This window comes from Pseudomonas sp. RHF3.3-3, from assembly GCF_048069595.1.
GTDB lineage: Bacteria > Pseudomonadota > Gammaproteobacteria > Pseudomonadales > Pseudomonadaceae > Aquipseudomonas > Aquipseudomonas fuscovaginae_B.
Genome location: NZ_CP182250.1, coordinates 860027 through 885203 on the forward strand (window position 1 = coordinate 860027; position 25177 = coordinate 885203).

Below are 25177 nucleotides of genomic sequence, written 5' to 3' on the forward strand. Positions count from 1 at the left end.
CAAGCCCGGCTCCTACGCGCTTCCCATGCGGTGGGGTGGGGCGGGTTCACTCGGTGCTGCCGAGCCCCTGCCAGTGTTTCAGCCCGATGAAGATGAAGCGCAACTGCTGGGTGATCTTCGCCTGCGGCGCCAGGTAGTCGGGCAGCGGCTCCTGTGGCGGGTCGGTGATTTCCGGCAGGGTGGCGAACACGCTCTTGACGATCAGGTCGGCCATCACCTCCAGCCCGTCGGTGTTCAGGTGCTGCAGCTTGGGCATCAGGGCCAGGTCGACGGCCAGGTCCGAGCTGATGTTCTCGCGCAGGCGGGCGATGGCCTGGCGCACCGGTGAGGAGCCGCCGTACTGTTCGCGGGCGAGAAACAGAAACTGCGAGCGGTTCTGCGCCACGACGTCGAGAAAGATCCGCACCGAGGCGTCGATGATGCCGCCCATGACGAACTCGTTGTGGCGAACCAGGCGGATGGTTTCGCGGAAGGTCTGGCCCACTTCGCTGACCAGTGCCAGGCCGAGCTGGTCCATGTCGTCGAAATGCCGGTAGAAACCGGTCGGCACGATACCCGCGGTCTTCGCCACTTCACGCAGGCTCAGGCTGCCAAAGCCACGCCCACCCTCCATCAGATGGCGTGCTGCGTCCATCAGGGCATGACGGGTCTGTTGTTTCTGTTCGGCACGAGGCAGCATCGACGGGACGTTTTCTGAAAGACAGGAGCGGCGCACTCTAGCAAATCAGCTTTGCCGGCGTCGAACGTGGAGCGGGAGAGAGGGTAGGAAGCAGGAAATCGGGGTTGCAGAAATGTCGAAGCCCGATCCGGTGGATCGGGCTTCGCTCCAGGCCATCATGGCCTCAGCTCAAGGCTTGATGACGTTCGGCCAGGCGATCGGCACCGCCTTCGGTGATCAGGCCTTTGTCCTTCAGGCGATCATTCCCACCTTCGGCGAGCGTCTGGCCCAGAGGTGTGCGGTCGCTGCCGTTTTCTGCCAGGGTCTGACCCAGTGGGGTGCGGTCGCTACCATTTTCTGCCAGGGTCTGACCCAATGGGGTACGGTCGCTACCGCCTTCTGCCAGGGTCTGGCCCAGAGGGGTACGGTCGCTGCCGTTTTCTGCCAGGGTCTGGCCCAGAGGAGTACGGTCGCTGCCGTTTTCTGCCAGGGTCTGGCCCAGTGGAGTACGGTCGCTACCGTTTTCTGCCAGGGTTTGGCCCAGAGGGGTACGGTCGCTGCCGTTTTCTGCCAGGGTTTGACCCAGTGGGGTACGATCGCTGCCGCCTTCGGCAAGGGTCTGACCTTGTGGGGTGCGTTCGGAACCATCCGAGGCCAGGGTGTTCAGCGACTGGCTGACGGTGGCGTGGCTGGCCTGAGCTTGTGGGGCGGCCTGTTCACGGGCTGGCAAGGCATAGGCGTTGGCAGTCAGGACGGCAAGGGTAAGGCTGAGAAGTAATTGGCGTTTCATGATCGTTTGCTCCGTTGGAGGGCGATAAAGTGGGTACGGAGCTAATGTTACCCTTGCAAAATCGATATAAAAGTTCATAAGGACAATGTTAATAATCAACGGAATTGATTGTTCCGGGCGATGGCTCTAGATCGGGCCTTACAGCGTGTTACCCCTGCTCCGTACTGGGTATTTTCTACCCAGTCCTGCTTCATCCGAGGGCATGCCGGGGAACGAAAAGCTGATGGATCGGTCAGCTTCGGCCCGCTTCGATTTTCCTGGCCGAGGGCTTTTTCCATTAAACCTTGCCCGGGTTTTGTCAGTCGTAAAGGTATATCGCGTCGCTTTTTGGACGTTCAGCCGTTATCAGGAGCCTCGTGCAATGACGCGCACTCGAAAAATCTTTCTCTGGACCGGTGCCTGCCTGGTCCTGCTGCTGGCGGTGCTGGTGGCGATCATCGCGTTCTTCGATTGGAACCGGATCAAGCCGCCGGTCAATGCCAAGGTTTCCGAAATCCTTCATCGCCCGTTCGCCATCAATGGCGGCCTGTCGGTGCGTTGGCAGCGTGAGCCCGACGAAGGCGGTTGGCGCGCCTGGCTGCCCTGGCCCCACGTGATCGCCGAGGACCTGACACTGGGCAATCCGGACTGGTCGAAAAATCCGCAGATGGTCAGCCTCAAGCGTGTCGAACTGCGCCTTGCGCCGTTGCCATTATTGGTCCGGAAGGTGGTGATTCCGCGGATCGACCTGACCGAGCCGAATGCCAGTCTCGAACGGCTGGCCGATGGCCGCGCCAACTGGACGTTCCAGTTCGATCCCAAGGATCCCGACGAGCCGCCGTCCGCCTGGACGGTGGACATCGGCGCCATCGGCTTCGACAAGGGGCATGTCACCCTGGACGACAAGAGCCTCAAGACTCAGCTCGACCTGTTGATCGACCCGCTGGGCAAGCCGATTCCGTTCAGCGATATCGTCGGCGACAGCGCGGCGAAAAAGGCCCTGGAAAAGGGCTCGGCGCCACAGGACTATGCGTTCGCGCTGAAGGTCAAGGGCCAGTACCATGGCCAGAATCTCGCCGGGACCGGCAAGGTCGGCGGCCTGCTGGCGTTGCAGGACGCGGCCAGGCCGTTCCCGGTGCAGGCCGATGTGAAGATCGCCGACACCCGGATCGCCGTGGCCGGCACCCTGACCGATCCGCGCAACCTGGGAGCCCTGGACCTGCGCCTGAAGCTGGCCGGCAACAGCCTGGGCAATCTCTACCCGCTGATCGGGGTGACCCTGCCGGACTCGCCGGCCTACGAGACCGACGGCCACCTGATCGCCAGGCTGCATGAGCCGACCGGGGCGACCTTCCAGTATGAGCAGTTCAACGGCAAAATCGGTACCAGCGATATCCATGGAGACCTGTCCTACGCCGCCAGCCAGCCTCGGCCGAAACTCACCGGCGTGCTGGTCTCCAACCAGTTGCTGATGACCGACCTGGCGCCATTGATCGGCGCGGACTCCAATGCCAGGCAGAAGGCTCGTGGCGGTGAAAGCAAGCAGCCGGCGGACAAGGTCCTGCCGGTCGAGGAGTTCCGCACCGAGCGCTGGCGCGACATGGACGCCGATGTGGAATTCACCGGCAAGCGCATCGTCCACAGCGCCGAGCTGCCGTTCACCGACCTCTACACCCACCTGGTGCTCAACGATGGCGAGCTGAGCCTGGAGCCCCTGCGTTTCGGCGTGGCGGGCGGCAAGCTCGACGCACAGATCCGCCTCAATGGCCGCGCCACGCCGATGCAGGGGCGGGCGAAGCTGACCGCGCGCAACTTCAAGCTCAAGCAGTTGTTCCCCACCTTCGAGCCGATGAAGACCAGCTTCGGCGAGCTCAATGGCGATGCCGATATCAGCGGCACCGGCAACTCGGTGGCGCGTCTGTTGGGCACCTCCAATGGCGACTTGAAGATGCTGGTCAACGATGGCGCCATCAGCCGTGGCCTGATGGAGATCGCCGGGCTCAACGTCGGTAACTACGTGGTGGGCAAGATCTTTGGCGACAAGGAGGTGAAGATCAACTGCGCGGCGGCCGACCTCGGCATCAAGAGCGGCCTGGCGACCACCCGGTTGTTCGTCTTCGACACCGAGAACGCGATCATCTACGTCGACGGCACGGCCAACTTTGCCAGCGAACAGCTGGATCTGAAGATCAGCCCCGAGTCCAAGGGTTTCCGGCTGCTGTCCCTGCGCTCGCCGTTGTACGTGCGTGGCAAGTTCATCAAGCCGGATGCCGGTGTGCAGGCGGTGCCGCTGTTGCTGCGCGGTGCCGGCATGGTTGCCCTGGGCGTGATCGCCGGGCCGGCGACCGGGTTGCTGGCGCTGGTGGCCCCGGGTGGCGATGTGCCGAACCAGTGCGCGCCGTTGCTGGAGCAGATGAAGTCGGGCAAGGCGCCGCGGACAGTCAGGAACTGATTTTGTAGCGAGGATTGCACAGGTTACCTGTAGGAGCAGGGCTTGCCCGCGAAACTTTTAGCGGCCTTGAGGGCCTATTCGCGGGCAAGCCACGCTCCTACAGGGGGCCGGGCAGTGCTCTACAGATCCTGCAGGATGTCCGCCATGTCATCGGCATGTTCTTCCTCCTGGGCGAGGATGTCCTCGAAGATCCGCCGCGTGGTCGGGTCCTGGTCGCCGATGAACTGGATGATCTCGCGGTAGCTGTCCACCGCGATCCGTTCGGCCACCAGGTCCTCGTAGACCATTTCCTTGAGGGTCTTGCCGGCCACGTACTGGGCATGGGACTGCTGGGACAGCAGGTCCGGGTTGAACTCCGGCTCGCCGCCCAGTTGCACGATGCGCTCGGCCAGCCGGTCGGCGTGGGCCATTTCCTGGTTGGCGTGCTCGAGGAACTCGTCGGCAGCGACACTGGCCTTGAGCCCGGTGGCCATGAAGTAGTGGCGCTTGTAGCGCAGGGTGCAGACCAGCTCGGTGGCCAGCGATTCGTTGAGCAGCCGCAGGATTTCGCTGCGGTCGGCCCCGTAGCCTTCGGTGACCGCGCCGTTCTCGACATTCTTGCGCGCACGTTCACGCAGGGTGGTTACATCGGACAAATGCATGTCGCTCATCTCGATCTCCTGACTGATCCGGTTGGGGCGCCTCGCTCTGTTGGCGAGATCGCTACCCTGGGTGTGAGTGGCGCGAGAGCGAAAAAGTTTTATCCGATTGTTACGTAAAGGGTGGCCGAGCGCGGGATGTTGCCGTGTTGTCATCTTCCATGCCGATGCTTTCGTCCCAGGCCTCGTGGCTTGTGTGGCGGATTCGCATACCCGACTCCGGGCCACTAGGCTCTCATTCGTAACCTGTCATGGATGCTCACTGATGTCGCAAGAACTCGCCACGCGTTATCCGCTGGTGCTGGTACCGGGCATGCTCGGGTTCGTCCGGTTGCTGTGGTTTCCCTACTGGTATGGCATCACCCCGGCCTTGCGCGCGGGCGGCGCAACGGTGTTCCCGGTCCGGGTTTCGCCGCTGCACTCCAATGAGGTGCGGGGCGAACAACTGCTGTCGCGGATCGAGCAGATCCGCCGCGAGACAGGGGCGGAAAAGGTCAACCTGATCGGTCACAGCCAGGGCGCGCTGACCGCGCGGTATGCGGCGGCCAAGCGGCCGGATTGGGTGGCCTCGGTGACCTCGGTAGCCGGGCCCAATCATGGCTCGGAACTGGCGGATCACTTCCTGCGTCACTACCCGCCGAGCAGTGCCCGTGGGCGCCTGCTGACCTTCGTGCTCTGCGCCGTCGCACGGCTGATGGGTTGGCTGGAAACCGGCTGTCGCGGCCCGGCGTTGCCCATGGATCTGAACGCCTCGCATCACTCGCTGACCAGCGAAGGTGTCGCCCTGTTCAATCGCCAGTACCCCCAGGGGCTGCCGGACAGCTGGGGTGGGCAGGGCGCGGAACGGGTCGATGGCGTGCATTACTACTCCTGGGCCGGGATCCTGCAGCCGGGCATCACCGATCGTGGGCGCAATCTGTTCGACGGCACCCACCGCAGCTGCCGGCTGTTCGCCAGGACCTTCATCCGCGAGGCCGGGCAGTGCGATGGCATGGTCGGACGCTACAGTTCGCACCTGGGGACGGTCATCGGCGACGACTATCCCCTCGATCACTTCGATATCGTCAACCAGTCACTGGGCCTGGTGGGCAAGGGCGCCGAGCCGATCCGGCTGTTCGTCGAGCATGCCCGGCGGCTCAAGGCTGCCGGGCTTTGACCTGGCGCAGCGCCGTGGTCCAGCGCTCGGAGAGGATCACCCCGCCCAGCGTCATGGCGCCGCCCAGCAGGTGATACAGCGCCAGTTGTTCACGCAGGACCCCGGCGGCGATCAGCGCGGTGAGCAGCGGCAGCAGGTTGAAGAACAGTACCGTGCGGCTCGGGCCCAGCCGGGCCACCGCCTTCATCCACAGCAGCGGTGCGAGCATCGAGGCCAGCAGGCAGGCGTACAGCACCAGGCCGGCGTTGTGCAGGTTCGGGCCGACCTTGGGCGACAGCAGGTAAAGCGGCAACAGCGCGACCACCGCCACCAGAATCTGCAGGTAGAGCAACTGCAACGGTGGCAGGCGCAACTGCCACTTTTTCAGCAGGGTGCTGTAGACCGCATAGGCCAGGGTCGCGCCGAGCATCATGGCGTCGCCCAGGTTCAGGCCATGGGTCAGCAACGAGGCGAGGTCGCCCGCCGAGACCACCACCAGCACCCCGATGAAGGACAGCACCGCGCCGGACAGTGCGCCGGCGGTCAGGCGCTGGCCGAGGCTGACGATTGCCAGGGCCAGCGACATCAACGGCATCAGCGACAGGATGATGCCCATGTTGGTCGCCGTGGTCAGGGTCGCTGCGTAGTAGGCCAGGCTCTGGTAGGCGACCATGCCGAGCACGCCGAGGGCGACGATCCTGCCCAGGTGCGGGCGGATCGCCGCGCGGTTGGCGATGACCGGGCGCAGCAGGAAGGGGGTGAACAGCAGGGCCGCCAGCAGCCAGCGGTAAAAGCCGATTTCCGCCGGGAAGATCGCCCCGACGGCCATTTTGTTGACGACGGTGTTGCCGGCCCAGATGAAGATGGCCAGCAGGGGAAACGCGTATTGCATGGGAGTTGAGACCGCAAGGACAGGATGAGGCGAATTATCCGTTTGTCCGAATCAAGACTTATACTTCAATCCGGTCAATCGGCGTCGGAATCCGGACAGCATGCGCAAGATCCCCATCGAGATCCCTTCTTTCCCTGATTTGCCGGCACCGGTGTATTTTCGCTATGCCGAATTCGGCCCTGGCAGTCATGCGGCCAGCCACCGCCATCGCTGGGGCTCGCTGGACTACGTGTCCCATGGCGTCATCCATTACGAAGTGGCCGGCCGGCGCTTCATGTCGCCATCGCGCTATGCCCTGTGGATCCCGCCCGGCACCGAGCACAGTGCCTACAACACCCAGGCAATCGTCTACCGCTCGGTCTATGTGGCCGAGGAGCACTGCCGTGGCATGCCCGAGGTGGCGAGCACCCTGGCCATCAGCGACATCCTCAAGGCGATCCTCGGCGATTTCGCCCGGCGCGACGTGAAGATCCCCTGTGATCCTGCCGATATCCGCCTGGCCCAGGTGCTGGTGGACCAGCTGCACCTGGCCAAGGTCCACAGCTCCTACCTGCCGTACTCCGACGACCCGGGCCTGCTCAGCGTGCTCGAAGGATTGCAGGACGACCCGGCGGACAACCGCTCGCTGGCGCAGTGGGCGGCCGGCCTGCATGTCAGCGAGCGGACCCTGGCGCGCCTGTTCGTGCGTGAGCTGGGGGTGAGTTTTGGCGAGTGGCGCCAGCGCCTGCGGTTCGTCTGTTCGGTTCAGGCCCTGGAAGGCGGTCGCAGCGTCCAGGAGATCGCCTTCGACATGGGCTACAGCACCGCTTCGGCCTTCATTGCCATGTTCCAGCGCCAGGCCGGCTGTACACCGGAGCAGTACCGACGCCAGTCACGGCTGCCTTGAGCAGGGGGGCTGGCCGCTGGAGGTGTAACAGGGTTTGTCTACACTTCTTCGGGAGCCGTGCCCATCGGTGCGGCAACCAGGAGAAAACTCCATGAACATGCTGCGTATTCCTTTGTTGCTGGCTGGCCTGTTGCTGTGCTCCCAGGGCTTTGCCGCCACTGCTGCCCAACAGGCCCAGCAGGACAAGATGAAAACCTGCAATGCCGAAGCCACCACCAAGGCCCTCAAGGGCGATGAACGCAAGGCCTTCATGAGCAACTGCCTCAAGGCCCAACCGGCCAAGGCGATGACCCAGCAGGACAAGATGAAGACCTGCAATGCCGACGCCACCGCCAAGGCGCTCAAGGGCGACGAGCGCAAGACCTTCATGAGCACCTGCCTGAAGAAGTAGCCCGGGCCGGCAGGACCTCCACGGTGGCAGTTGGAGGTCTTCGGCGGTCGAGTTGGGTCGCGGGGGACTTTGTATCGTCGCGTGTACGTCCCCCTGGTTCTGTCACATGAACGCTGGCAGACTGCCCATCCCTTGGCTCTCTTTACGTTTTGAGGCTGTATGTCGGCGTTTCCCCAGCGTTATGTAGTCTTGGCCAGTTTGATCATCGTCTGCGGCAGCCTGCTGCTGGTCCTGCCGCTGCGGCTGCTGCCGAGCCTGTTGGCCGGCCTGCTGGTGTTCGAACTGGTGAACATGCTTACGCCCAAGCTCGAACACCTGATTGCCGGGCGCCGCGCGCGCTGGCTGGCGGTCGTGCTGCTGGGTACCCTGATCGTCAGCGTGCTGGCGCTGATCTTTGCCGGGGCCATCAGTTTCCTGCTGCACGAGGCGGAAAATCCCGGCGCTTCCCTGGGCAAGTTCATGCAGGTGGTGGACAAGGCCCGCGGACAGTTGCCACCGTTCATCGATGCCTACCTGCCGGCCAGCGCGGCGGAATTCCAGGTGGCTATCGGGGAATGGCTCAAGCGTCACCTGAGCGAGTTGCAACTGGTGGGCAAGGATGCGGCGCACATGTTCGTGACGTTGCTGATCGGCATGGTGCTGGGGGCGATCGTCGCGCTGCAGCATGTGCCCGATGCCAGCCAGCGCAAACCGCTGGCGGCGGCGTTGTTCGACCGTCTGCGCCTGCTGGTGCAGGCGTTTCGCAATATCGTCTTCGCCCAGATCAAGATCTCGGCGCTCAATACCGCGTTCACCGCCGTGTTCCTCGCGGTGATCCTGCCGCTGTGCGGGATCAAGCTGCCGCTGACCAAGACGCTGATCGTGCTGACCTTCCTGCTGGGGCTGCTGCCGGTCATCGGCAACCTGATGTCCAACACCCTGATCACCATCGTCGCCCTGTCGCTGTCGATCTGGGTCGCGGCGGCGGCGCTGGGTTACCTGATCTTCATCCACAAGCTGGAATACTTCCTCAACGCGCGGATCGTCGGCGGGCAGATCAGTGCCAAGTCCTGGGAACTGCTGATGGCGATGCTGGTGTTCGAGGCGGCGTTCGGCCTGCCCGGGGTGGTGGCGGGGCCGATCTACTACGCGTACCTCAAGAGCGAGTTGAAGCGGGCGGAGCTGGTCTGACTGGCGCAGTCGTGCTGCAGGACTTGTAGGCGCTGGCGCCGCGGCGACCCGGCTTGCCCGCGAAGCATTTGACGATTCCGGCATCGCTTTCGCAGGCAAGCCTTGCTCCTACAAGGTGTCGCAGTTCGTTGGGTTCGTGTTCCTGATCCGCGGGCGCAGGATCAGCCGTAGCGCTTCTGCGCGTCGATCGCCAGGCCGCTGCCGATGCTGCCGAAGATGTTCCCTTCGACGTGCCGGGCGTTCGGCAGCATGGCCGCGACGCTTTGGCGCAGCGCCGGGATGCCGCTTGAACCGCCGGTGAAGAACACCGTGTCGACCTGCTCGACCGCTACACCGGCGGTGCCGAGGATCTGCGTGACGCTCTGGCGAATCCGTTCCAGCAGGTTATCGATCGACGACTCGAACAGCGAGCGGCTCAGGTCGACGCTCAGGCCGGCCTCGATGCGGTCCAGTGGCACATGCCGGTTCTCGGCGTGGGTCAGCTGGATCTTGGTTTCCTCGACTTCCATCGCCAGCCAGTGTCCGGCGCGCTGTTCGATCAGCTTGAACAGGCGGTCGATGCCCACGGTGTCCTCGATGTCGTAGCGCATGCTGCCCAGGGCCAACTGGGATTTCTGCGAGTACACCGAGTTGATGGTGTGCCAGGTCGCCAGGTTCATGTGGTGGCTGGTGGGCATGTAGGCGCCGCTCTTCATCCGGCTGCCGTAGCCGAACAGCGGCATCACGCCCTGCAGGCTCAACTGCTTGTCGAAGTCGGTACCGCCGACGTGCACGCCGCCGGTGGCGAGGATGTCCTCGTGGCGGTCGTCCAGGCCACGACGCTGCGGCGACAGGCGCACCAGCGAGAAGTCCGAGGTACCGCCGCCGATGTCGACGATCAGCACCAGTTCCTCGCGCTCGATGCTCGACTCGTAGTCGAAGGCCGCGGCAATCGGTTCGTACTGGAAGGACACCTCCTTGAAGCCGATCTTCTTCGCCACTTCCACCAGGGTGTCTTCGGCTTCCTGATCGGCAACCGGGTCGTCATCGACGAAAAACACCGGGCGGCCCAGCACCACCTGCTCGAACTCCCGACCGGCGGTCGCTTCCAGGCGGCCCTTCAACTGACCGATGAACATCCCGAGCAGGTCCTTGAACGGCAGGGCGGTGCCCAGCACGCTGGTGTCGTGCTTGATCAGCTTGGAGCCCAGCAGGCTCTTGAGCGAGCGCATCAGGCGGCCTTCGTAACCTTCCAGATACTCGTGCAGGGCCAGCCGGCCGTAGACCGGGCGGCGTTCCTCGATATTGAAGAAGACCACCGAAGGCAGGGTGATCTTGTCGTCCTCCAGTGCGATCAGCGTTTCCATGCCGGGGCGCAGCCAGCCGACAGTGGAGTTGGACGTGCCGAAGTCGATGCCGCAGGCACGGGCCGCAGAGGCGTCTTTCATGTCTTTCGAGTTCCGGTGAAAAAACGGCCGCGCAGTGTATGCCAGTCGAGCGCGGAATCGAAGGCCGGTTATCCACTCAATCGTGCATGGATGACTTGAAAGGTGCGCCATTGCACCCAAACTTGCTGTCACTGGTTCGTGTTGTGTATCGGCGATGACAAGAAATCGCCGGCACGGCCGATAAACTTCTGACGCCCCGCCCAGTCACAGCCTTGAGATCGCGAAGGCGCATGCTGTGTCCTGCCGAGCGGCGCGATATCGATAATGCAGGGTGATCCCTAGATGGACTTCAAAGACTACTACAAGATCCTGGGTGTCGAGCCGACGGCGGATGACAAGGCGATCAAGGCCGCGTACCGCAAGCTGGCGCGCAAGTACCACCCGGATGTCAGCAAGGAAAAGGACGCCGAGGCCAAGTTCAAGGACGCCTCGGAAGCCTACGAAGCGCTGAAAAGCGCCGACAAGCGCGCCGAGTACGATGAACTGCGCAAATACGGCCAGCACGGCCAGCCGTTCCAGGGCCCGCCTGGCTGGCAGGGGCGTGGCGGCAACGGTGGGTTTGGCGGCGGCGGTGACTTCTCGGACTTCTTCAGTTCGATCTTCGGCTCGCGCGGCGCCGGATTTGGTGGCGGACAATCAGGTCGCAGCGCCGGCCGGCGAGGACAAGACGTGGAAATGGAATTACCGATCTTCCTGGAAGAGAGCCTGTCGAACGAGTCGAAGAAGGTCACCTTCCAGGTGCCTCAGTACAACGCGGCCGGCCAGCATGTGAGCAACACCAGCAAGAGCCTGAACGTGAAGATTCCGGCCGGGGTGACCGACGGCGAACGCATCCGCCTCAAGGGCCAGGGCGCACCGGGTGTCGGCGGCGGGGCCAATGGCGATCTGTACCTGACCATCCGTTTCGCACCTCACCCCAAATTCGATGTCGAAGGTGAGAACCTGATCATCACGTTGCCGCTGGCACCGTGGGAGTTGGCGCTGGGGACCGAAGTGGCGGTACCGACCCTGACGGGTAAAATCAATCTGAAGGTGCCCGCCGGCAGCCAGAACGGCCAGCGCATGCGGGCCAAGGGCCATGGCCTGCTGAACAAGGCCGGGCAACGCGGCTATCTGTTCGTGCAACTCAAGGCGGTCATGCCCAGGCACAGCGACGACGCGGTGAAGGCGTTGTGGCAGGAACTGGCGAAGAAGGCCGCATTCGACCCGAGAGAACAATGGAGTAGTTGATCATGAGTCCTGCCCTGAGCGTTCAACTGGATATGCAAGCCTTCTGCGAGGCGTCCGACCTGCCGGTCGCCTGTGTGATCGAAATCGTCGAACACGGCATCCTCGAACCTCAGGGCCGCTCACCGGACGCCTGGCGTTTTCTCGACCATGAACTGCCGATTGCCCGGCGTGCGGCGAAGCTGCGCCAGGATCTGGAACTGGAGTGGCAGGGCGTCGCCCTGGCCCTGGAGCTGTTGGGCGAAGTCCGGCAATTGCGCGCGGAGAACCAGATGCTGCGCCAGCGGTTGCAGCGTTTCGTCCCCGACTGAGTCTCGTGGGGGCGGTGGCCGGCCCGCCCGCTTGTTCGCGGCTGAGTCCGGCCCCACAAGTGCTCGCGCCGTGCATGGACCCTGCGAACGACGCTGACACGGTTATCCACGAACAGGCCCCGCTAACGCGGAGCCTTGCCCAGCGGCCTCGTATCAGAAGAGGAAGTAGCGCTGCGCCATCGGCAGCACCTGCGCCGGCTCGCACCACAGCAGCACGCCATCGGCCTTGACCTGGTAGGTCTGCGGGTCGACCTCGATCTGCGGCAGATAGTCGTTGTGGATCAGGTCGGTCTTCTGCACGTCGCGACAGCCCTTGACCACGGCGATCCGCTTCTTCAACCCGAGCTTCTCGGGCAGCCCCGCTTCCAGCGCCGCCTGGCTGATGAAGGTCAGGCTGGTGGCATGCCGCGAGCCGCCGAAGCTGGCGAACATCGGCCGGTAGTGCACCGGCTGAGGCGTCGGGATCGAGGCGTTGGCATCGCCCATCAGGCTGGCGGCGATCGCGCCGCCCTTGAGGATCAGCGTCGGCTTGATGCCGAAGAAGGCCGGGCGCCAGAGCACCAGGTCGGCCCACTTGCCCACTTCGATGGAACCGACCTCATGGCTGATGCCATGGGTGATCGCCGGGTTGATGGTGTACTTGGCGATGTAGCGCTTGACCCGGAAGTTGCTGTTGCCTTCACCGTCGCCCGGCAGCGGCCCGCGCTGTTTCTTCATCTTGTCGGCGGTCTGCCAGGTGCGGGTGATCACTTCGCCGACCCGGCCCATGGCCTGGCTGTCCGAACTGATCATCGAGAACGCGCCGAGGTCGTGCAGGATGTCCTCGGCGGCGATGGTCTCGCGACGGATGCGGCTCTCGGCGAAGGCCACGTCCTCGGCGATGCTGGGGTCGAGGTGGTGGCAGACCATCAGCATGTCCAGGTGCTCGTCGATGGTGTTGCGGGTGAACGGCCGGGTCGGGTTGGTCGAACTCGGCAGGACGTTGGCGAAGCCGCAGGCCTTGATGATGTCCGGCGCATGGCCGCCACCGGCACCCTCGGTGTGATAGGTGTGGATGGTGCGGCCCTTGAACGCGCCCAGGGTGGTTTCGACGAAACCGGACTCGTTGAGGGTGTCGGTATGGATCGCCACCTGCACGTCGTACTGGTCGGCCACGCCCAGGCAATTGTCGATCGACGCCGGGGTGGTGCCCCAGTCCTCGTGGAGCTTGAGGCCGATGGCACCGGCCTTGACCTGTTCGACCAGCGGTTCCGGCAGGCTGGCGTTGCCCTTGCCGGTCAGGCCGATGTTCATCGGGAAGGCGTCGGCGGCCTGGAGCATGCGTGCCAGGTGCCAGGGCCCGGAGGTGCAGGTGGTGGCGTTGCTGCCGGTGGCCGGCCCGGTGCCGCCGCCGATCATGGTGGTGACGCCGCTCATCAGCGCCTCTTCGATCTGCTGCGGGCAGATGAAGTGGATGTGGGTGTCGATACCGCCGGCGGTGAGGATCATGCCCTCGCCGGCGATCACTTCGGTACTGGCGCCGACGGCGATGGTCACGTCGGGCTGGATATCCGGGTTGCCGGCCTTGCCGATGGCGGCGATGCGTCCGTCCTTGAGGCCGACGTCGGCCTTGACGATGCCCCAGTGGTCGATGATCAGGGCGTTGGTGATCAGGGTGTCGACCACCTCGGCGGCGAGCAGTTGGCCCTGGCCCATGCCGTCGCGGATCACCTTGCCGCCGCCGAACTTCACTTCCTCACCGTAGGTGGTGAAGTCCTTCTCCACTTCGATCCACAGCTCGGTGTCCGCCAGGCGGACCTTGTCGCCGACGGTGGGGCCGAACATGTCGGCGTAGGCTTGTCGGGAAATCTTCATGTCGGTTCCTTGTCCAGATTGCCCATGACCCGGCCGGCAAAGCCGAACACGCGGCGCAGCCCGGCCAGTTCCACCAGTTCGACCTCGCGGCTTTGCCCCGGCTCGAAGCGCACCGCGGTGCCGGCCGGGATGTTCAGGCGCATGCCGCGGCTGGCGGCGCGGTCGAAGCTCAGGGCGTCGTTGGTTTCGAAGAAGTGGTAGTGGGAGCCGACCTGGATCGGTCGGTCGCCGCTGTTGGCCACGCTCAGGCTGACGGTCCGGCGACCGGCATTGAGCTCGATGTCGCCAGGCTGGATCTGATATTCACCAGGAATCATTCGGGTCGTCCCAGAGTCTTGAAGTAAATGGCGGTCGGGTGATGCCGGCCGTCCGGTGTGGTGCAGTAATCCGGCAGTTCGCCCACCCGGGTGTAGCCGAGGGCGCGGTAGAAGGCTTCGGCATCGGAGCCGGCCTGGGTGTCGAGGTACAACAGGCCGCGCCGCTGTTCGCGGGCCGCCTGCTCCACGGCCTGCATCAACTGCTGGCCGAGACCATGGCGACGGGCCTCGCCCCGCACCAGCAGTTTCTGCACTTCGGCACGGTTCTGCCCGTTGGGCTTCTGGCACAACTGCAGTTGCACGCTGGCCAGCACCTGCTCGTTGCGCACCACCACCCAGAGCAGCAGGCCGCCGTTGTCCAGGGCCGCCTGCACACCGTCGAAATAGGCACGCGCCTGGCGTGCATCGAGATCGGCCATGAAGCCTACGGAGGCACCGTACTCCACGGCATCGAGCAACAATTCGATCAGCCCCTGGCGGTAATGCGCAAAGCTTTCGTGGGTCACGCGACGCAGCTGGGCAGCGTTCATCGGCTTACTCCTTGGCGATGGCGGGCGGCAGGGCGCCCGGGTTCAGGCACAGTTGCATGAAGGTCAGGTCCAGCCAGCGGCCGAACTTCACCCCCACCTGGGGCATCTGCCCGGTGGTGACGAAACCCAGGCGTTCATGCAGGCGAATGGAGGCGCTGTTACCACTCTCGATGGCGGCGACCATGATGTGCTTGCCGCCATGACGGGCGCGTTCGATCAGCGCCGTCATCAGCCTGGGTCCCAGGCCGTTGCCGCGCTGGTCGTTGCGCACGTACACCGAGTGTTCGACGGTGTGGCGGAAGCCCTCGAAGGGCCGCCAGTCACCGAAGGAAGCGTAGCCGAGCACGCTGTCGGTACTGTCGACGATCACCAGGATCGGATAGGCCTGGGCCTGGCGGGCGCTGAACCAGGCCTGGCGGTTGCCGAGGTCCACCGGTTGCTCGTTCCAGATCGCCGTGGTGTTGAGCACCGCGTCGTTGTAGATGTCGCGAATGGCCGGCAGGTCGGCATGCAGGGCATCGCGGATGACGTAGGACATGGGCGGCCTCAGACGATCGGCTGGTGGACGGTGACCAGCTTGGTACCGTCGGGGAAAGTCGCTTCGACCTGGATCTCCGGGATCATCTCCGGGATGCCTTCCATCACCTGTTCGCGGCTGAGCAGTGTGGTGCCGTAGTGCATCAGTTCGGCCACGGTCTGGCCGTCGCGGGCGCCTTCGAGCAGCGCGGCCGAGATGTAGGCCATGGCTTCCGGATAATTGAGTTTCACCCCGCGGGCCAGGCGTCGTTCGGCGACCAGGCCGGCGGTGAAAATCAGCAGTTTGTCTTTTTCGCGGGGAGTCAGGTCCATGGTTCACAGATCCGTTGGCAGGCAGTTGAAAAACGCAAGTCGTAGGGGCAGTTCATGTATTCCAGATCCTCGGCGGCACGGCCTCGCGGCCCAGCAGCGTCGGCCGTAGCAGCCTCCACAGCTCGATCAGCCAGGCCCGCGCATGCAGCGCCTGCCCGGCCAGGCAGCGGGCCACCAGCAGGCCGGGCAGTTGGCTGAGGTCGCCGCGCACCGGTGTCGGCAGGTGGCGGCAGCGTTCGAGCAGTTCGCTGTCGATGTCACCGGTGACCAGCAGGGTGGCGAAGACCGGTTGGCCGTCGAGCCCGATCGGCGAGTCCAGCAGACCGTCGCTGCCGAGAATGCGCTGGCGTTCGTGCCAGAGCGGCCGCCCGTCGCGGCGGATGTCCAGGTGGGACTGGAAGTGGCCGAGGTCGAAGCGTTCGCCGCTGGCCGGGCGGCCGAGGGCAACCATGTCCCAGTAGAACAGCCGGGCATCGCCTTCCAGCTCGATCCGGGTGTCGAGCTCGGCCTGGGCCGCGCTGAACACGATGGTTTCCTGGGGCAGCCATTCCAGGGTGGCGCCAGCGCCGACCCGGAGCCTGATGCTCTGGTGGGCGGGCCCGCTGGCGCGATACCACTTGGCCGCGCCGGGGCTGGTCAACTGTGCCCAGGCGTCGCGTTCGACGTGGGCGCTGATGTCCAGCCGGTCGCCGCCGGCGATCCCCCCGGGCGGATGAACGATGATGTGCTGGCAGACTTCGGGGCCTTCGGCATACAGGTGTTTCTGTACCCGCAGCGGGCCCAGGTGACGGCGGCGGACCGGCCGTGTGGTGTCGCCGAAGCGGGCGTAACCCAGCTCCAGCTCGGCGTGCCAGCTGGGCGTGAACAGGGCGTTGGTGGCAGATGAGGTCATGATGATCGATTATTGTCCGGACGCTACAGGTTAGATCGTAACCAACCCGCGTACACCCTCGGCTTCCATATTTTCTCCGCGGCCCTGCTGGATGATCTCGCCCCGGGACATCACCAGGTACTGGTCGGCCAGCTCGGCGGCGAAGTCGTAGAACTGTTCCACCAGCAGGATCGCCATGTCGCCACGGGCCGCCAGTTTGCGGATCACCGCACCGATTTCCTTGATGACCGAAGGCTGGATGCCCTCGGTCGGTTCATCGAGGATCAGCAGCCGCGGACGACTGGCCAGCGCCCGGCCGATCGCCAGCTGTTGCTGCTGGCCGCCGGAGAGGTCGCCACCGCGCCGATGCTTCATCTGCTGCAGGACCGGGAACAGCTCGTAGATGAACGCGGGGACTTCCCGGGCCTGCGAGGCGGGAAAGCGCGACAGGCCCATCAGCAGGTTTTCCTCGACGGTCAGCCGGCCGAAGATCTCCCGGCCCTGGGGCACATAGGCGATCCCGGCGTGCACCCGCTGGTGCGGCTTGAAGCCGGTGATGGCGCTGCCCTCCCAGTTGACGCTGCCTTCGCGGGTGGGCAGCAGGCCCATCAGGCACTTGAGCAGGGTGGTCTTGCCCACGCCGTTGCGCCCGAGCAGGCAGGTGATCTCACCGACTTTCACATCGAACGACAGGCCGCGCAGGATGTGGCTACCGCCGTAGTATTGGTGCAGCTTGTCGACTTGCAGCATGCTCAGTTTCCCCACTCTGTCTTGTCTTGCATCGCCCCTTGTAGGAGCGTGGCTTGCCCGCGAAGCTTTTAGCGATCGTCAGGACGCCTTCGCGGGCAAGCCCGGCTCCTACAGGGGGCGCGTCGTTTCAGCGGCCGAGGTAGACCTCGATGACGCGCTCGTTTTCCTGCACCTGGGCCAGCGAGCCTTCGGCCAGCACACTGCCCTGGTGCAACACGGTCACGTGATCGGCGATCGCGCCGACGAAGCCCATGTCGTGTTCCACCACCATCAGCGAGTGCTTGCCGGCCAGGCTCTTGAACAGCTCGGCGGTGAACTCGGTCTCGGCGTCGGTCATGCCGGCCACCGGTTCGTCGAGCAGCAGCAATTGCGGGTCCTGCATCAGCAGCATGCCGATCTCCAGGAACTGCTTCTGGCCGTGGGACAACAGCCCCGCCGGGCGATTGACCGAGGCCGTCAGGCGGATGGTCTCCAGTACCTCGGCGATGCGGTCCTTCTGCTCGCCCGTCAGCCGTGCGCGCAGGCTGGCCCACACCGACTTGTCGGTCTTTTGCGCCAGCTCGAGGTTTTCGAACACGCTCAGGGCTTCGAACACCGTGGGTTTCTGGAACTTGCGGCCGATCCCGGCCTGGGCGATCTGCACTTCGCTCATCTGCGTCAGGTCCAGGGTTTCGCCGAACCAGGCCTTGCCCTGGCCGGGCCGGGTCTTGCCGGTGATCACGTCCATCAGGGTGGTCTTGCCGGCCCCGTTGGGGCCGATGATGCAGCGCAGCTCGCCGACGCCGATGTACAGGTTGAGGTCGTTCAGCGCCTTGAAACCATCGAAGCTGACACTGATGCCCTCCAGGGTCAGGATGGTTCCATGGCGGGTATCGAGCCCCTTGCCGGCGGCCTGGCCGAGGCCGATGGCGTCGCGGCCGGTGCCGGCATCGCGGTTGGCGTCGAATACGGGCTCGAGCATGAACTCGGCGGTCGGTGTGATTCTCATGCTTCGCCCCTTTTCTTCAGCAGGCCGATCACGCCCTTGGGCAGGTACAGGGTGACGACGATGAACAGTGCGCCGAGGAAGAACAGCCAGTATTCCGGGAAGGCCACGGTGAACCAGCTCTTCATGCCATTGACCAGGCCGGCGCCGAGCAGCGGGCCGACCAGCGTGCCGCGGCCGCCGAGGGCGACCCAGACGGCAGCCTCGATGGAGTTGGTCGGCGACATTTCGCTGGGGTTGATGATCCCCACCTGGGGCACGTACAGCGCCCCGGCCAGGCCGCACAGCACCGCGCTCAGGACCCAGACGAACAGCTTGAAGCCGCGTGGGTCGTAGCCGCAGAACATCAGCCGGTTCTCCGCGTCGCGCAGGGCGGTCAGCACCCGGCCGAACTTGCTGCGCGCCAGCCGCCAGCCGCTGTACAGGCTGGCCAGCAACAGCAGCACGGTGGCCAGGAACAGCGCGGCGCGGGTGCCCGGCTCGGTGATGCCGAAGCCGAGGATGCTGCGGAAGTTGGTGAAGCCGTTGTTGCCGCCGAAACCGGTCTCGTTGCGAAAGAACAGCAGCATCGCGGCGAAGGTCAGGGCCTGGGTCATGATCGAGAAATACACGCCCTTGATCCGCGAGCGGAAGGCGAAGAAACCGAACACCAGCGCCAACAGTCCCGGCGCCAGCACCACCAGGCACAGGGCCCAGAGGAAATGTTCGGTGCCGACCCAGTACCACGGCAGTTCGCTCCACGACAGGAAGGTCATGAACGCCGGCAACTGGTCGCCGGAGGCTTCGCGCATCAGGTACATGCCCATGGCGTAGCCGCCCAGGGCGAAGAACAGGCCGTGGCCCAGGGACAGCAGCCCGGCATAGCCCCAGACCAGGTCGAGGGCGAGGGCGACGATGGCGTAGCAGAGGATCTTGCCCACCAGGGTCAGGGTATAGGCCGAGACCTGCAGCGGGTTCTGCGCCGGCAGCAGCGAGAGCAGCGGCAGGGCCAGCAGCAGGGCCAGGAGCAGGCCGCCGACGGCGATCGTCAGGCGTGGGCCGGCCTTTTGGGTGGCGCTCAACAGCAGGGGCTGGTTCATCAGTCGATCACCCGTCCTTTCAGTGCGAAGAGCCCTTGCGGACGTTTCTGGATAAACAGAATGATCAGCGCGAGGATCAGAATCTTGCCCAGTACCGCGCCGATCTGCGGTTCGAGGATCTTGTTGGCGATCCCCAGGCCGAACGCGGCGGTGACGCTGCCGGCCAACTGGCCGACGCCGCCGAGCACCACCACCAGGAACGAGTCGATGATGTAGCTCTGGCCGAGGTCGGGGCCGACGTTGCCGATCTGGCTCAGGGCCACGCCGCCGAGTCCGGCGATCCCCGAGCCGAGGCCGAAGGCGAGCATGTCGACGCGGCCGGTGGGCACGCCGCAGCAGGCGGCCATGTTGCGGTTCTGGGTCACGGCGCGCACGTTCAGGCCGAGGCGGGTGCGGTTCAGCAGCAGCCAGGTCAGCGCCACCACGAACAGGGCGAAGGCGATGATCACCAGGCGGCTGTAGGGCAGCACGAGGTTGGGCAGGACCTGGATACCACCGGACAGCCAACTCGGGTTGGCGACCTCGACGTTCTGCGCGCCGAACAGCAGGCGCACCAGCTGGATCAGCATCAGGCTGATGCCCCAGGTGGCGAGCAGGGTCTCCAGTGGCCGGCCGTAGAGGTGGCGGATCACCGTGCGCTCCAGGGCCATGCCGATGGCGGCGGTGACGAAGAACGCCACCGGCAGGGCCACCAGCGGATAGTAGTCGAGGGCCTGGGGCATGAGGCGCTGGAACAGCAGTTGCACGCCGTAGGTGGCGTAGGCACCGAGCATTAGCATCTCGCCGTGGGCCATGTTGATCACCCCGAGCAGGCCGAAGGTGATGGCCAGGCCGAGGGCCGCCAGCAGCAGGATCGAGCCCAGGGACATGCCGCTGAAGGCCTGGCCGAGCAGTTCGCCGACCATCAGCTTGCGCTTGACCTGGGCCAGGCTGGTCTCGGCGGCGGTGTGCACGCCGGCATCCGACTCCACGCCGGGTTGCAGCAGGTCTTCGAGGCGGGTGCGGGCCAGGGGATCGCCGCTCTCGCCGAGCAGGCGCACCGCGGCCAGGCGGATGCCGGGGTTGGGGTCGACCAGTTGCAGGTTGGCCAGGGCCAGGCTCAGCGCGGTATGCACGTCGGGGTTGGTTTCCCCGGCCAGTTGCCGGTCGAGGAAGGGAAGCTGTGCCGGTTTGGCGCTTTTCTGCAGTTGCAGGGCGGCGGCGAGGCGCACCTTGGCATCGGCGGCGAGCAGTTGCTGGGCGGCGACCGCGGTGTCGATCAGGCCGCGCAGGCGGTTGTTCAGGCGTACCGGTTGGGCCGGCGCGCCGTCGACGCTGATCTCGCCCTGTTGCAGGCTGGCGATCAACTCGATACGGGCCGGGTCCGGCTGGGCGGCCCAGCTTTCCAGCAGCCTGGCCTGTTGGGTCGGGTTGGCCGCGATGAAGTCGCTGGCATCGCTGGCGTGAGCGGCCATGGGCAGCGCCAGGAGTGCGGTGAGGATCAGGCGACGAAGGGCAGTGGGCATAACGAGGTCCTTGAAAACGCACGTACACCGTGGGAGCCGGCTTGCCGGCGAAGCGTAAGGGCGACGCGGTGTGTCAGGTGCATCGCGTCATCGTTCTTCGCGGCGGTTCGGCGCCGCGACAAGCCCGCTCCCACAGGGTGTGGATCGGGCCTGGACAGCTGTTCCAGGCCCGATGACTCAGTTGCTCTTCACCGCATAGTCCGGCTTCTTGTCGTTGCCCGGAATGAACGGGCTCCAGGGCTGGGCACGGATCGGCCCTTCGGTCTGCCAGACCACGTTGAACTGACCGTCCGGCTGGATCTCGCCGATCATCACCGGCTTGTGCAGGTGGTGGTTGGTCTTGTCCATGGTCAGGGTGTAGCCCGACGGTGCGGCGAAGGTCTGCCCGGCGAGGGCTTCGCGGACCTTGTCGACATCGGTGGATTTGGCTTTTTCCACCGCCTGGGCCCACATGTGGATGCCGACGTAGGTGGCTTCCATCGGGTCGTTGGTCACCGCCTTGTCGGCGCCCGGCAGGTTTTTCTTCTTGGCATAGGCCTTCCAGTCGGCGACGAACTTCTGGTTCACCGGGTTGTTCACCGACTCGAAGTAGTTCCAGGCGGCGAGGTTGCCCACCAGTGGCTTGGTGTCGATGCCACGCAGTTCTTCCTCGCCGACGGAGAAGGCCACCACCGGTACGTCGGTGGCCTTCAGGCCCTGGTTCGCCAGTTCCTTGTAGAACGGTACGTTGGAGTCGCCGTTGACGGTGGAGATGACCGCGGTCTTGCCGCCGGCGGAGAATTTCTTGATGTTGGCGACGATGGTCTGGTAGTCGGCATGGCCGAACGGGGTGTAGACCTCTTCGATATCCTTGTCCGCCACGCCCTTGGAATGCAGGAACGCGCGCAGGATCTTGTTGGTGGTGCGCGGGTAGACGTAGTCGGTACCGAGCAGGAAGAAGCGCTTGGCGCTGCCGCCATCCTCGCTCATCAGGTATTCCACCGCCGGGATCGCCTGCTGGTTCGGCGCGGCGCCGGTGTAGAAGACGTTTGGCGACATTTCTTCGCCTTCGTATTGCACCGGGTAGAACAGCAGGCCATTGAGTTCCTCGAATACGGGCAGCACCGATTTGCGCGATACCGAGGTCCAGCAGCCGAACACCACCGCGACCTTGTCCTGGGTCAGCAACTGGCGGCTCTTCTCGGCGAACAGCGGCCAATTGGAGGCCGGGTCGACCACCACCGGCTCGAGCATCTTGCCGTTGACCCCGCCCTTGGCGTTGATCTCGTCGATGGTCATCAGCGCCATGTCCTTGAGCGAAGTCTCGGAGATCGCCATGGTGCCGGAAAGCGAATGCAGGATGCCGACCTTGATGGTCTCGGCGGCCTCGACGGTCCAGGTCAGGCCCATGGCGGCAATCGATGCCGTCAGGGTAAAAGCCTTGATCAAACTACGACGCTTCATGTTGCGATCTCCAGGGTCTCAATTTTTTTGGGGTTGGCAGATGCAGATGCTGAAGAGGGTTTTGCAAGGGGTGTGCCGAGTTCGCGGAGGGCCGCAACAGCGCGCTTTGCCCGGTAGCTGGTCTGAACAGTCGCACCAAGCGGGGGCGGCGTGAGCTGCGCGGTGCGCCGGGAGCGCCAGATTGGTGCTCCGTGGGAGCGGGCTTGCCTGCGAAGCTGTCAGCCGTATCGCGGGCCCCGGGGGGGCGGTGCCCCGGCAAGCCCGCTCCCACAGGATGGAGTAGCGCCCTTACCGGCGCCGCATCAGGCCGATGAAAAACAGGCCGCCGATGGCCGCGGTGGCTACGCCGATCGGCAGGTCCTCCGGGGCGATGAGGGTGCGTGCGGCGACATCGACCCAGATGAGGAACAGGCTGCCGAGCAACGCCGACACCGGCAGCAGCCTGCGGTGTTCCGCGCCCACCAGGTAGCGGGCGATGTGCGGCACCATGAGCCCGACGAAGCCGATCGAACCGCTGATGGAGACCAGCACGCCGGTCATCAGCGAAGCGATCAGGAACACCTTGAGGCGCACATGGCGTGCGCTCAGGCCGAGGGTCACGGCGGTCTGTTCGCCGGCCATCAGCGCGTTCAGCGACCGCGCCATGCCGAGCAGCAGGAGCAGCCCGCAGAGCACGCTCAGCATCGGCACCAGCAGCAACTCCCAGCGCGCCAGGCCGAGGCCGCCGAGCATCCAGAACATCACCGCGGAACTGGCCCGGTGGTCGCCGAGAAACAGCAGCAGATTGGCCAGCGCCATCATCACGAAGGACACCGCCACCCCGCACAGCAGCAGGCGCTCGCTGTCCAGCCGGCCATTGCGGCTGGCGATGCCCAGCACCAGCAGCATGCTGCCCAGGGCGCCGATGAAGGCGGCGATGGGCAGGCTCAGCAGGCCGGCAATTTCACCGACATGCAGCACCACGATCACCGCACCGAGGGTGGCCCCGGATGTCACGCCGAGCAGGTGCGGGTCGGCCAGCGGGTTGCGGGTCACCGCCTGCAGCACCGCGCCGATCAGCGCCAGGCCGGCACCGACCAGGGCCCCCAGCAGCATGCGCGGGACGCGGATCAGCCAGACGATATGGTCCTGGCCGGGGCTCCAGTCCGGTGTGCCGCTGCCCAACAGCTTGTACGCCAGGATGCGCCACACCAGGTCCACCGGCAGCCGCGCCGGACCGAAGCCCAGCGACACCACGCAGGACACCAGCAGCAGTGCGCTGAGCACGACCAGCAGCAGGGTATAGCGACGGCTCATCATCGTGGATGGAACGCCTTGGCCAGGGTTTCGATGGCGTGGACGTTATCGATGCCCGGTGTCGCCTCGACATAGGGGATGACCACGAAGCGTTTATTGCGGATCGCCTCCACCGACTGCAGGGCCGGGTTGCTCTCCAGGAAGTGCTGTTTCTGCTCGGCGGTGATTTCGCTGTAGTCGACGATGACGATCACCTGTGGGTTCTTCTCCACCACGCTTTCCCAGTTCACCCGGGTCCAGCTCGCCTCGACGTCATCCAGCACGTTGCGCCCGCCGGCCGCCTCGATCAGTGCCTGGGGCATGGCCAGGCGACCGGAGGTCATGGCACGGTCTTCGCCGCTGTCGTAGAGGAAGACCCGCGGCCGATCGGCCGGCAGGTCTTTCTGCACGTCGGCGACGCGGGCCTGCATCTGCGCGATCAGCGCTTCGGCGCGGTCCTGCACGTCGAAGATCCGTCCGAGGTTGCGCAGGTCGTTGTAGGTGTCGTCGAGGCTGGCGGCCGGACGCTTCATCACGAAGGCGCAGGACTCGGTCAGCTCGTAGACGTTGATGCCCAGCGGCGCCAGGGTTTGTGGCGTAAGGTCGCCACCGACGCGCATGCCGTAGTCCCAGCCGGCGAAGAAAAAGTCGACGTTGGCGTTGAGCAGGGTCTCCACCGACGGGTACTTGGCCGCCAGCTCGGGCAGGCCGTCGAGGCTCCTGGCCATTTCCGGGGTGACCGACTTCCAGCCGCTGATGCCGCTGTAGCCGACCATGCGCGACTTCAGGCCAAGGGCGAGCATCATCCGGGTCATGTTGATGTCGTGGCTGAGCGCATGGCGGGGGGCTTGCTGGAACGTCACCTCGCGGTTGCAACTGTGGATCGTCAACGGGTAGTGCGTCGATTCGGCCAGGCAGGCCGTCGAGGCGAACAGGGAGCCGAGGCAGAGCGCCAGGCGCAGTCTCTTCATGGTTGGGTTATCCAGGTGATGCGTGGGTAGCCACCCAGCGGGTGGTTGTCGACCAGGGCTTCGACGCCGAACACCTCGCGTAGCAGGTCGGCGTTCAGCACCGCCTGCGGGGTACCGCTGGCGACGATGCGGCCCTGGTCGAGCACGTACAGCCGATCGCAGAAGGCGGCGGCCAGGTTGAGGTCGTGGATGCTGGCGAGGGTGCCGATGTTCAGGCGTCTGACCAGGGTCAGCAATTCCAGCTGGTAGCGTGGGTCGAGGTGATTGGTCGGTTCGTCGAGAATCAGCAGTTGCGGTTGCTGTGCCAGGGCGCGGGCGAGGATCACCCGCTGCTTTTCGCCACCGGAGAGGGTGGCGAAGGCGTGGTCCTCGAAGCCGAGCATGTTCACCGACTGCAGTGCCTGGTGAATCAGCTGGCGGTCGTGCCCGGTTTCGCCGTCGAACAGTTTCTTGTGCGGTGTGCGGCCCATGGCGACCACTTCCTCGACGGTCAGGCCGAAGGCATCGGGAAATTCCTGCAGGACCACGGCAATGCGCCGGGCGCACCAGCGTGGCGACTGCTGCCAGACGTTCCGGTGTTCGAGCAGGACCTCGCCGTTTTCCGGCTGGCTGAAGCGATAGGCGCACTTGAGCAGGCTGGTCTTGCCGCTGCCGTTGGGCCCGATCAGGCCGACGAACTCGCCCGCCGCCACCTGCAGGTGGGCGTCACGCAGTTGGAACCGGTGATGGCAGTGGCCCTGGTCCGGGGGTGTCCAGGCCAGGTTGGCGAGGGTCAGCGAGGTCATTGTCTGC

The 25177-nt window shown here is 65.0% G+C and carries 26 protein-coding genes; 7 read left to right on the plus strand and 19 right to left on the minus strand.

The window, feature by feature from the left end; genetic code table 11:
* Positions 1–46: 46 nt before the first annotated feature.
* Complete coding sequence (locus ACMGT0_RS03810; protein WP_054062156.1) at positions 47–679, minus strand: TetR family transcriptional regulator; 633 nt, start codon at positions 677–679, stop codon at positions 47–49.
* A gap of 163 nt (positions 680–842) precedes the next feature.
* Positions 843–1448 carry a hypothetical protein gene (locus tag ACMGT0_RS03815; protein WP_416771542.1) on the minus strand — a complete coding sequence of 202 codons (606 nt, stop codon included), beginning with the start codon at positions 1446–1448 and terminating at the stop codon, positions 843–845.
* Positions 1449–1809: 361 nt separating this feature from the next.
* Here ACMGT0_RS03815 and ACMGT0_RS03820 point away from each other — a divergent pair, with 361 nt between their 5' ends.
* Entirely contained in the window at positions 1810–3879 is a 2070-nt protein-coding gene (locus ACMGT0_RS03820) for an AsmA family protein (RefSeq protein ID WP_416771544.1), read from the plus strand.
* Between the two features lie 119 nt (positions 3880–3998).
* Here the strand turns inward: ACMGT0_RS03820 and ACMGT0_RS03825 are convergent, their stop codons facing one another.
* Positions 3999–4529, minus strand: coding sequence for a ferritin-like domain-containing protein (locus tag ACMGT0_RS03825; RefSeq protein ID WP_054058385.1), 531 nt, complete (start codon positions 4527–4529; stop codon positions 3999–4001).
* Between the two features lie 253 nt (positions 4530–4782).
* Here ACMGT0_RS03825 and ACMGT0_RS03830 point away from each other — a divergent pair, with 253 nt between their 5' ends.
* Positions 4783–5673, plus strand: a complete 891-nt coding sequence (locus ACMGT0_RS03830; RefSeq protein WP_054058384.1) for an esterase/lipase family protein — start codon at positions 4783–4785, stop codon at positions 5671–5673.
* Here the strand turns inward: ACMGT0_RS03830 and ACMGT0_RS03835 are convergent.
* The gene (locus ACMGT0_RS03835; protein ID WP_054058383.1) at positions 5654–6544 is read right to left on the minus strand and encodes a DMT family transporter; all 891 of its coding nucleotides are present in this window, start codon (positions 6542–6544) and stop codon (positions 5654–5656) included. The two genes, ACMGT0_RS03830 and ACMGT0_RS03835, sit on opposite strands and share 20 nt — an antisense overlap.
* 100 nt (positions 6545–6644) lie before the next feature.
* Between ACMGT0_RS03835 and ACMGT0_RS03840 the strand changes: the two genes are divergently transcribed.
* The 3 genes from ACMGT0_RS03840 (at position 6645) to ACMGT0_RS03850 (ending at position 8991) form a co-directional block, all read left to right on the plus strand.
* Entirely contained in the window at positions 6645–7430 is a 786-nt protein-coding gene (locus ACMGT0_RS03840; RefSeq protein ID WP_054058382.1) for an AraC family transcriptional regulator, read from the plus strand.
* 91 nt (positions 7431–7521) lie between these two features.
* Positions 7522–7821 (plus strand): PsiF family protein, encoded by a 300-nt coding sequence (locus ACMGT0_RS03845; protein WP_054058381.1) that lies wholly within the window; start codon positions 7522–7524, stop codon positions 7819–7821.
* A 159-nt stretch (positions 7822–7980) separates the two neighbouring features.
* Positions 7981–8991, plus strand: a complete 1011-nt coding sequence (locus ACMGT0_RS03850) for an AI-2E family transporter (RefSeq protein ID WP_054058380.1) — start codon at positions 7981–7983, stop codon at positions 8989–8991.
* 161 nt (positions 8992–9152) lie between these two features.
* On the opposite strand, the gene ACMGT0_RS03855 is transcribed toward ACMGT0_RS03850, so the two are convergent.
* Positions 9153–10418 carry an Hsp70 family protein gene (locus tag ACMGT0_RS03855; protein ID WP_416771548.1) on the minus strand — a complete coding sequence of 422 codons (1266 nt, stop codon included), beginning with the start codon at positions 10416–10418 and terminating at the stop codon, positions 9153–9155.
* Between the two features lie 282 nt (positions 10419–10700).
* Between ACMGT0_RS03855 and ACMGT0_RS03860 the strand changes: the two genes are divergently transcribed.
* Positions 10701–11648: a DnaJ C-terminal domain-containing protein gene (locus ACMGT0_RS03860; RefSeq protein ID WP_054058378.1), complete on the plus strand. Its 948-nt coding sequence runs from the start codon at positions 10701–10703 to the stop codon at positions 11646–11648.
* Between the two features lie 2 nt (positions 11649–11650).
* Entirely contained in the window at positions 11651–11956 is a 306-nt protein-coding gene (locus ACMGT0_RS03865; RefSeq protein WP_054058377.1) for a chaperone modulator CbpM, read from the plus strand.
* A gap of 153 nt (positions 11957–12109) precedes the next feature.
* Here ACMGT0_RS03865 and ureC read toward each other — a convergent pair whose 3' ends face one another.
* The 14 genes from ureC to ACMGT0_RS03935 form a co-directional block, all read right to left on the minus strand.
* Complete coding sequence (ureC, locus tag ACMGT0_RS03870) at positions 12110–13810, minus strand: urease subunit alpha (protein WP_416771551.1); 1701 nt, start codon at positions 13808–13810, stop codon at positions 12110–12112.
* Entirely contained in the window at positions 13807–14127 is a 321-nt protein-coding gene (locus ACMGT0_RS03875) for an urease subunit beta (protein WP_054058375.1), read from the minus strand. Before ACMGT0_RS03875 ends, ureC begins: the two co-directional genes overlap by 4 nt.
* Positions 14124–14657, minus strand: a complete 534-nt coding sequence (locus ACMGT0_RS03880; RefSeq protein WP_416771553.1) for a GNAT family N-acetyltransferase — start codon at positions 14655–14657, stop codon at positions 14124–14126. Before ACMGT0_RS03880 ends, ACMGT0_RS03875 begins: the two co-directional genes overlap by 4 nt.
* 4 nt (positions 14658–14661) lie before the next feature.
* The gene (locus ACMGT0_RS03885; RefSeq protein ID WP_054062161.1) at positions 14662–15195 is read right to left on the minus strand and encodes a GNAT family N-acetyltransferase; all 534 of its coding nucleotides are present in this window, start codon (positions 15193–15195) and stop codon (positions 14662–14664) included.
* A gap of 8 nt (positions 15196–15203) precedes the next feature.
* Positions 15204–15506, minus strand: coding sequence for an urease subunit gamma (gene ureA / locus ACMGT0_RS03890; RefSeq protein WP_003221215.1), 303 nt, complete (start codon positions 15504–15506; stop codon positions 15204–15206).
* Positions 15507–15558: 52 nt separating this feature from the next.
* Positions 15559–16398, minus strand: a complete 840-nt coding sequence (locus ACMGT0_RS03895; protein WP_054062163.1) for an urease accessory protein UreD — start codon at positions 16396–16398, stop codon at positions 15559–15561.
* A gap of 30 nt (positions 16399–16428) precedes the next feature.
* Positions 16429–17127 carry an urea ABC transporter ATP-binding subunit UrtE gene (gene urtE, locus ACMGT0_RS03900; protein ID WP_054061350.1) on the minus strand — a complete coding sequence of 233 codons (699 nt, stop codon included), beginning with the start codon at positions 17125–17127 and terminating at the stop codon, positions 16429–16431.
* A gap of 127 nt (positions 17128–17254) precedes the next feature.
* Positions 17255–18115 carry an urea ABC transporter ATP-binding protein UrtD gene (urtD, locus tag ACMGT0_RS03905; RefSeq protein WP_054061351.1) on the minus strand — a complete coding sequence of 287 codons (861 nt, stop codon included), beginning with the start codon at positions 18113–18115 and terminating at the stop codon, positions 17255–17257.
* Positions 18112–19191 (minus strand): urea ABC transporter permease subunit UrtC, encoded by a 1080-nt coding sequence (urtC, locus tag ACMGT0_RS03910; RefSeq protein ID WP_054062165.1) that lies wholly within the window; start codon positions 19189–19191, stop codon positions 18112–18114. The genes urtD and urtC overlap by 4 nt, the downstream gene beginning before the upstream one ends.
* Positions 19191–20696: an urea ABC transporter permease subunit UrtB gene (urtB, locus tag ACMGT0_RS03915; RefSeq protein WP_416771557.1), complete on the minus strand. Its 1506-nt coding sequence runs from the start codon at positions 20694–20696 to the stop codon at positions 19191–19193. The genes urtC and urtB overlap by 1 nt, the downstream gene beginning before the upstream one ends.
* A 177-nt stretch (positions 20697–20873) precedes the next feature.
* Positions 20874–22139 carry an urea ABC transporter substrate-binding protein gene (gene urtA / locus ACMGT0_RS03920; protein ID WP_054061503.1) on the minus strand — a complete coding sequence of 422 codons (1266 nt, stop codon included), beginning with the start codon at positions 22137–22139 and terminating at the stop codon, positions 20874–20876.
* 288 nt (positions 22140–22427) lie between these two features.
* On the minus strand, positions 22428–23438 hold the full coding sequence (locus ACMGT0_RS03925) for a FecCD family ABC transporter permease (protein WP_416771559.1): 1011 nt from the start codon (positions 23436–23438) through the stop codon (positions 22428–22430).
* The gene (locus tag ACMGT0_RS03930) at positions 23435–24385 is read right to left on the minus strand and encodes an ABC transporter substrate-binding protein (RefSeq protein WP_054062168.1); all 951 of its coding nucleotides are present in this window, start codon (positions 24383–24385) and stop codon (positions 23435–23437) included. Before ACMGT0_RS03930 ends, ACMGT0_RS03925 begins: the two co-directional genes overlap by 4 nt.
* On the minus strand, positions 24382–25170 hold the full coding sequence (locus tag ACMGT0_RS03935) for an ABC transporter ATP-binding protein (RefSeq protein ID WP_054061146.1): 789 nt from the start codon (positions 25168–25170) through the stop codon (positions 24382–24384). The genes ACMGT0_RS03930 and ACMGT0_RS03935 overlap by 4 nt, the downstream gene beginning before the upstream one ends.
* Positions 25171–25177 lie beyond the last annotated feature (7 nt).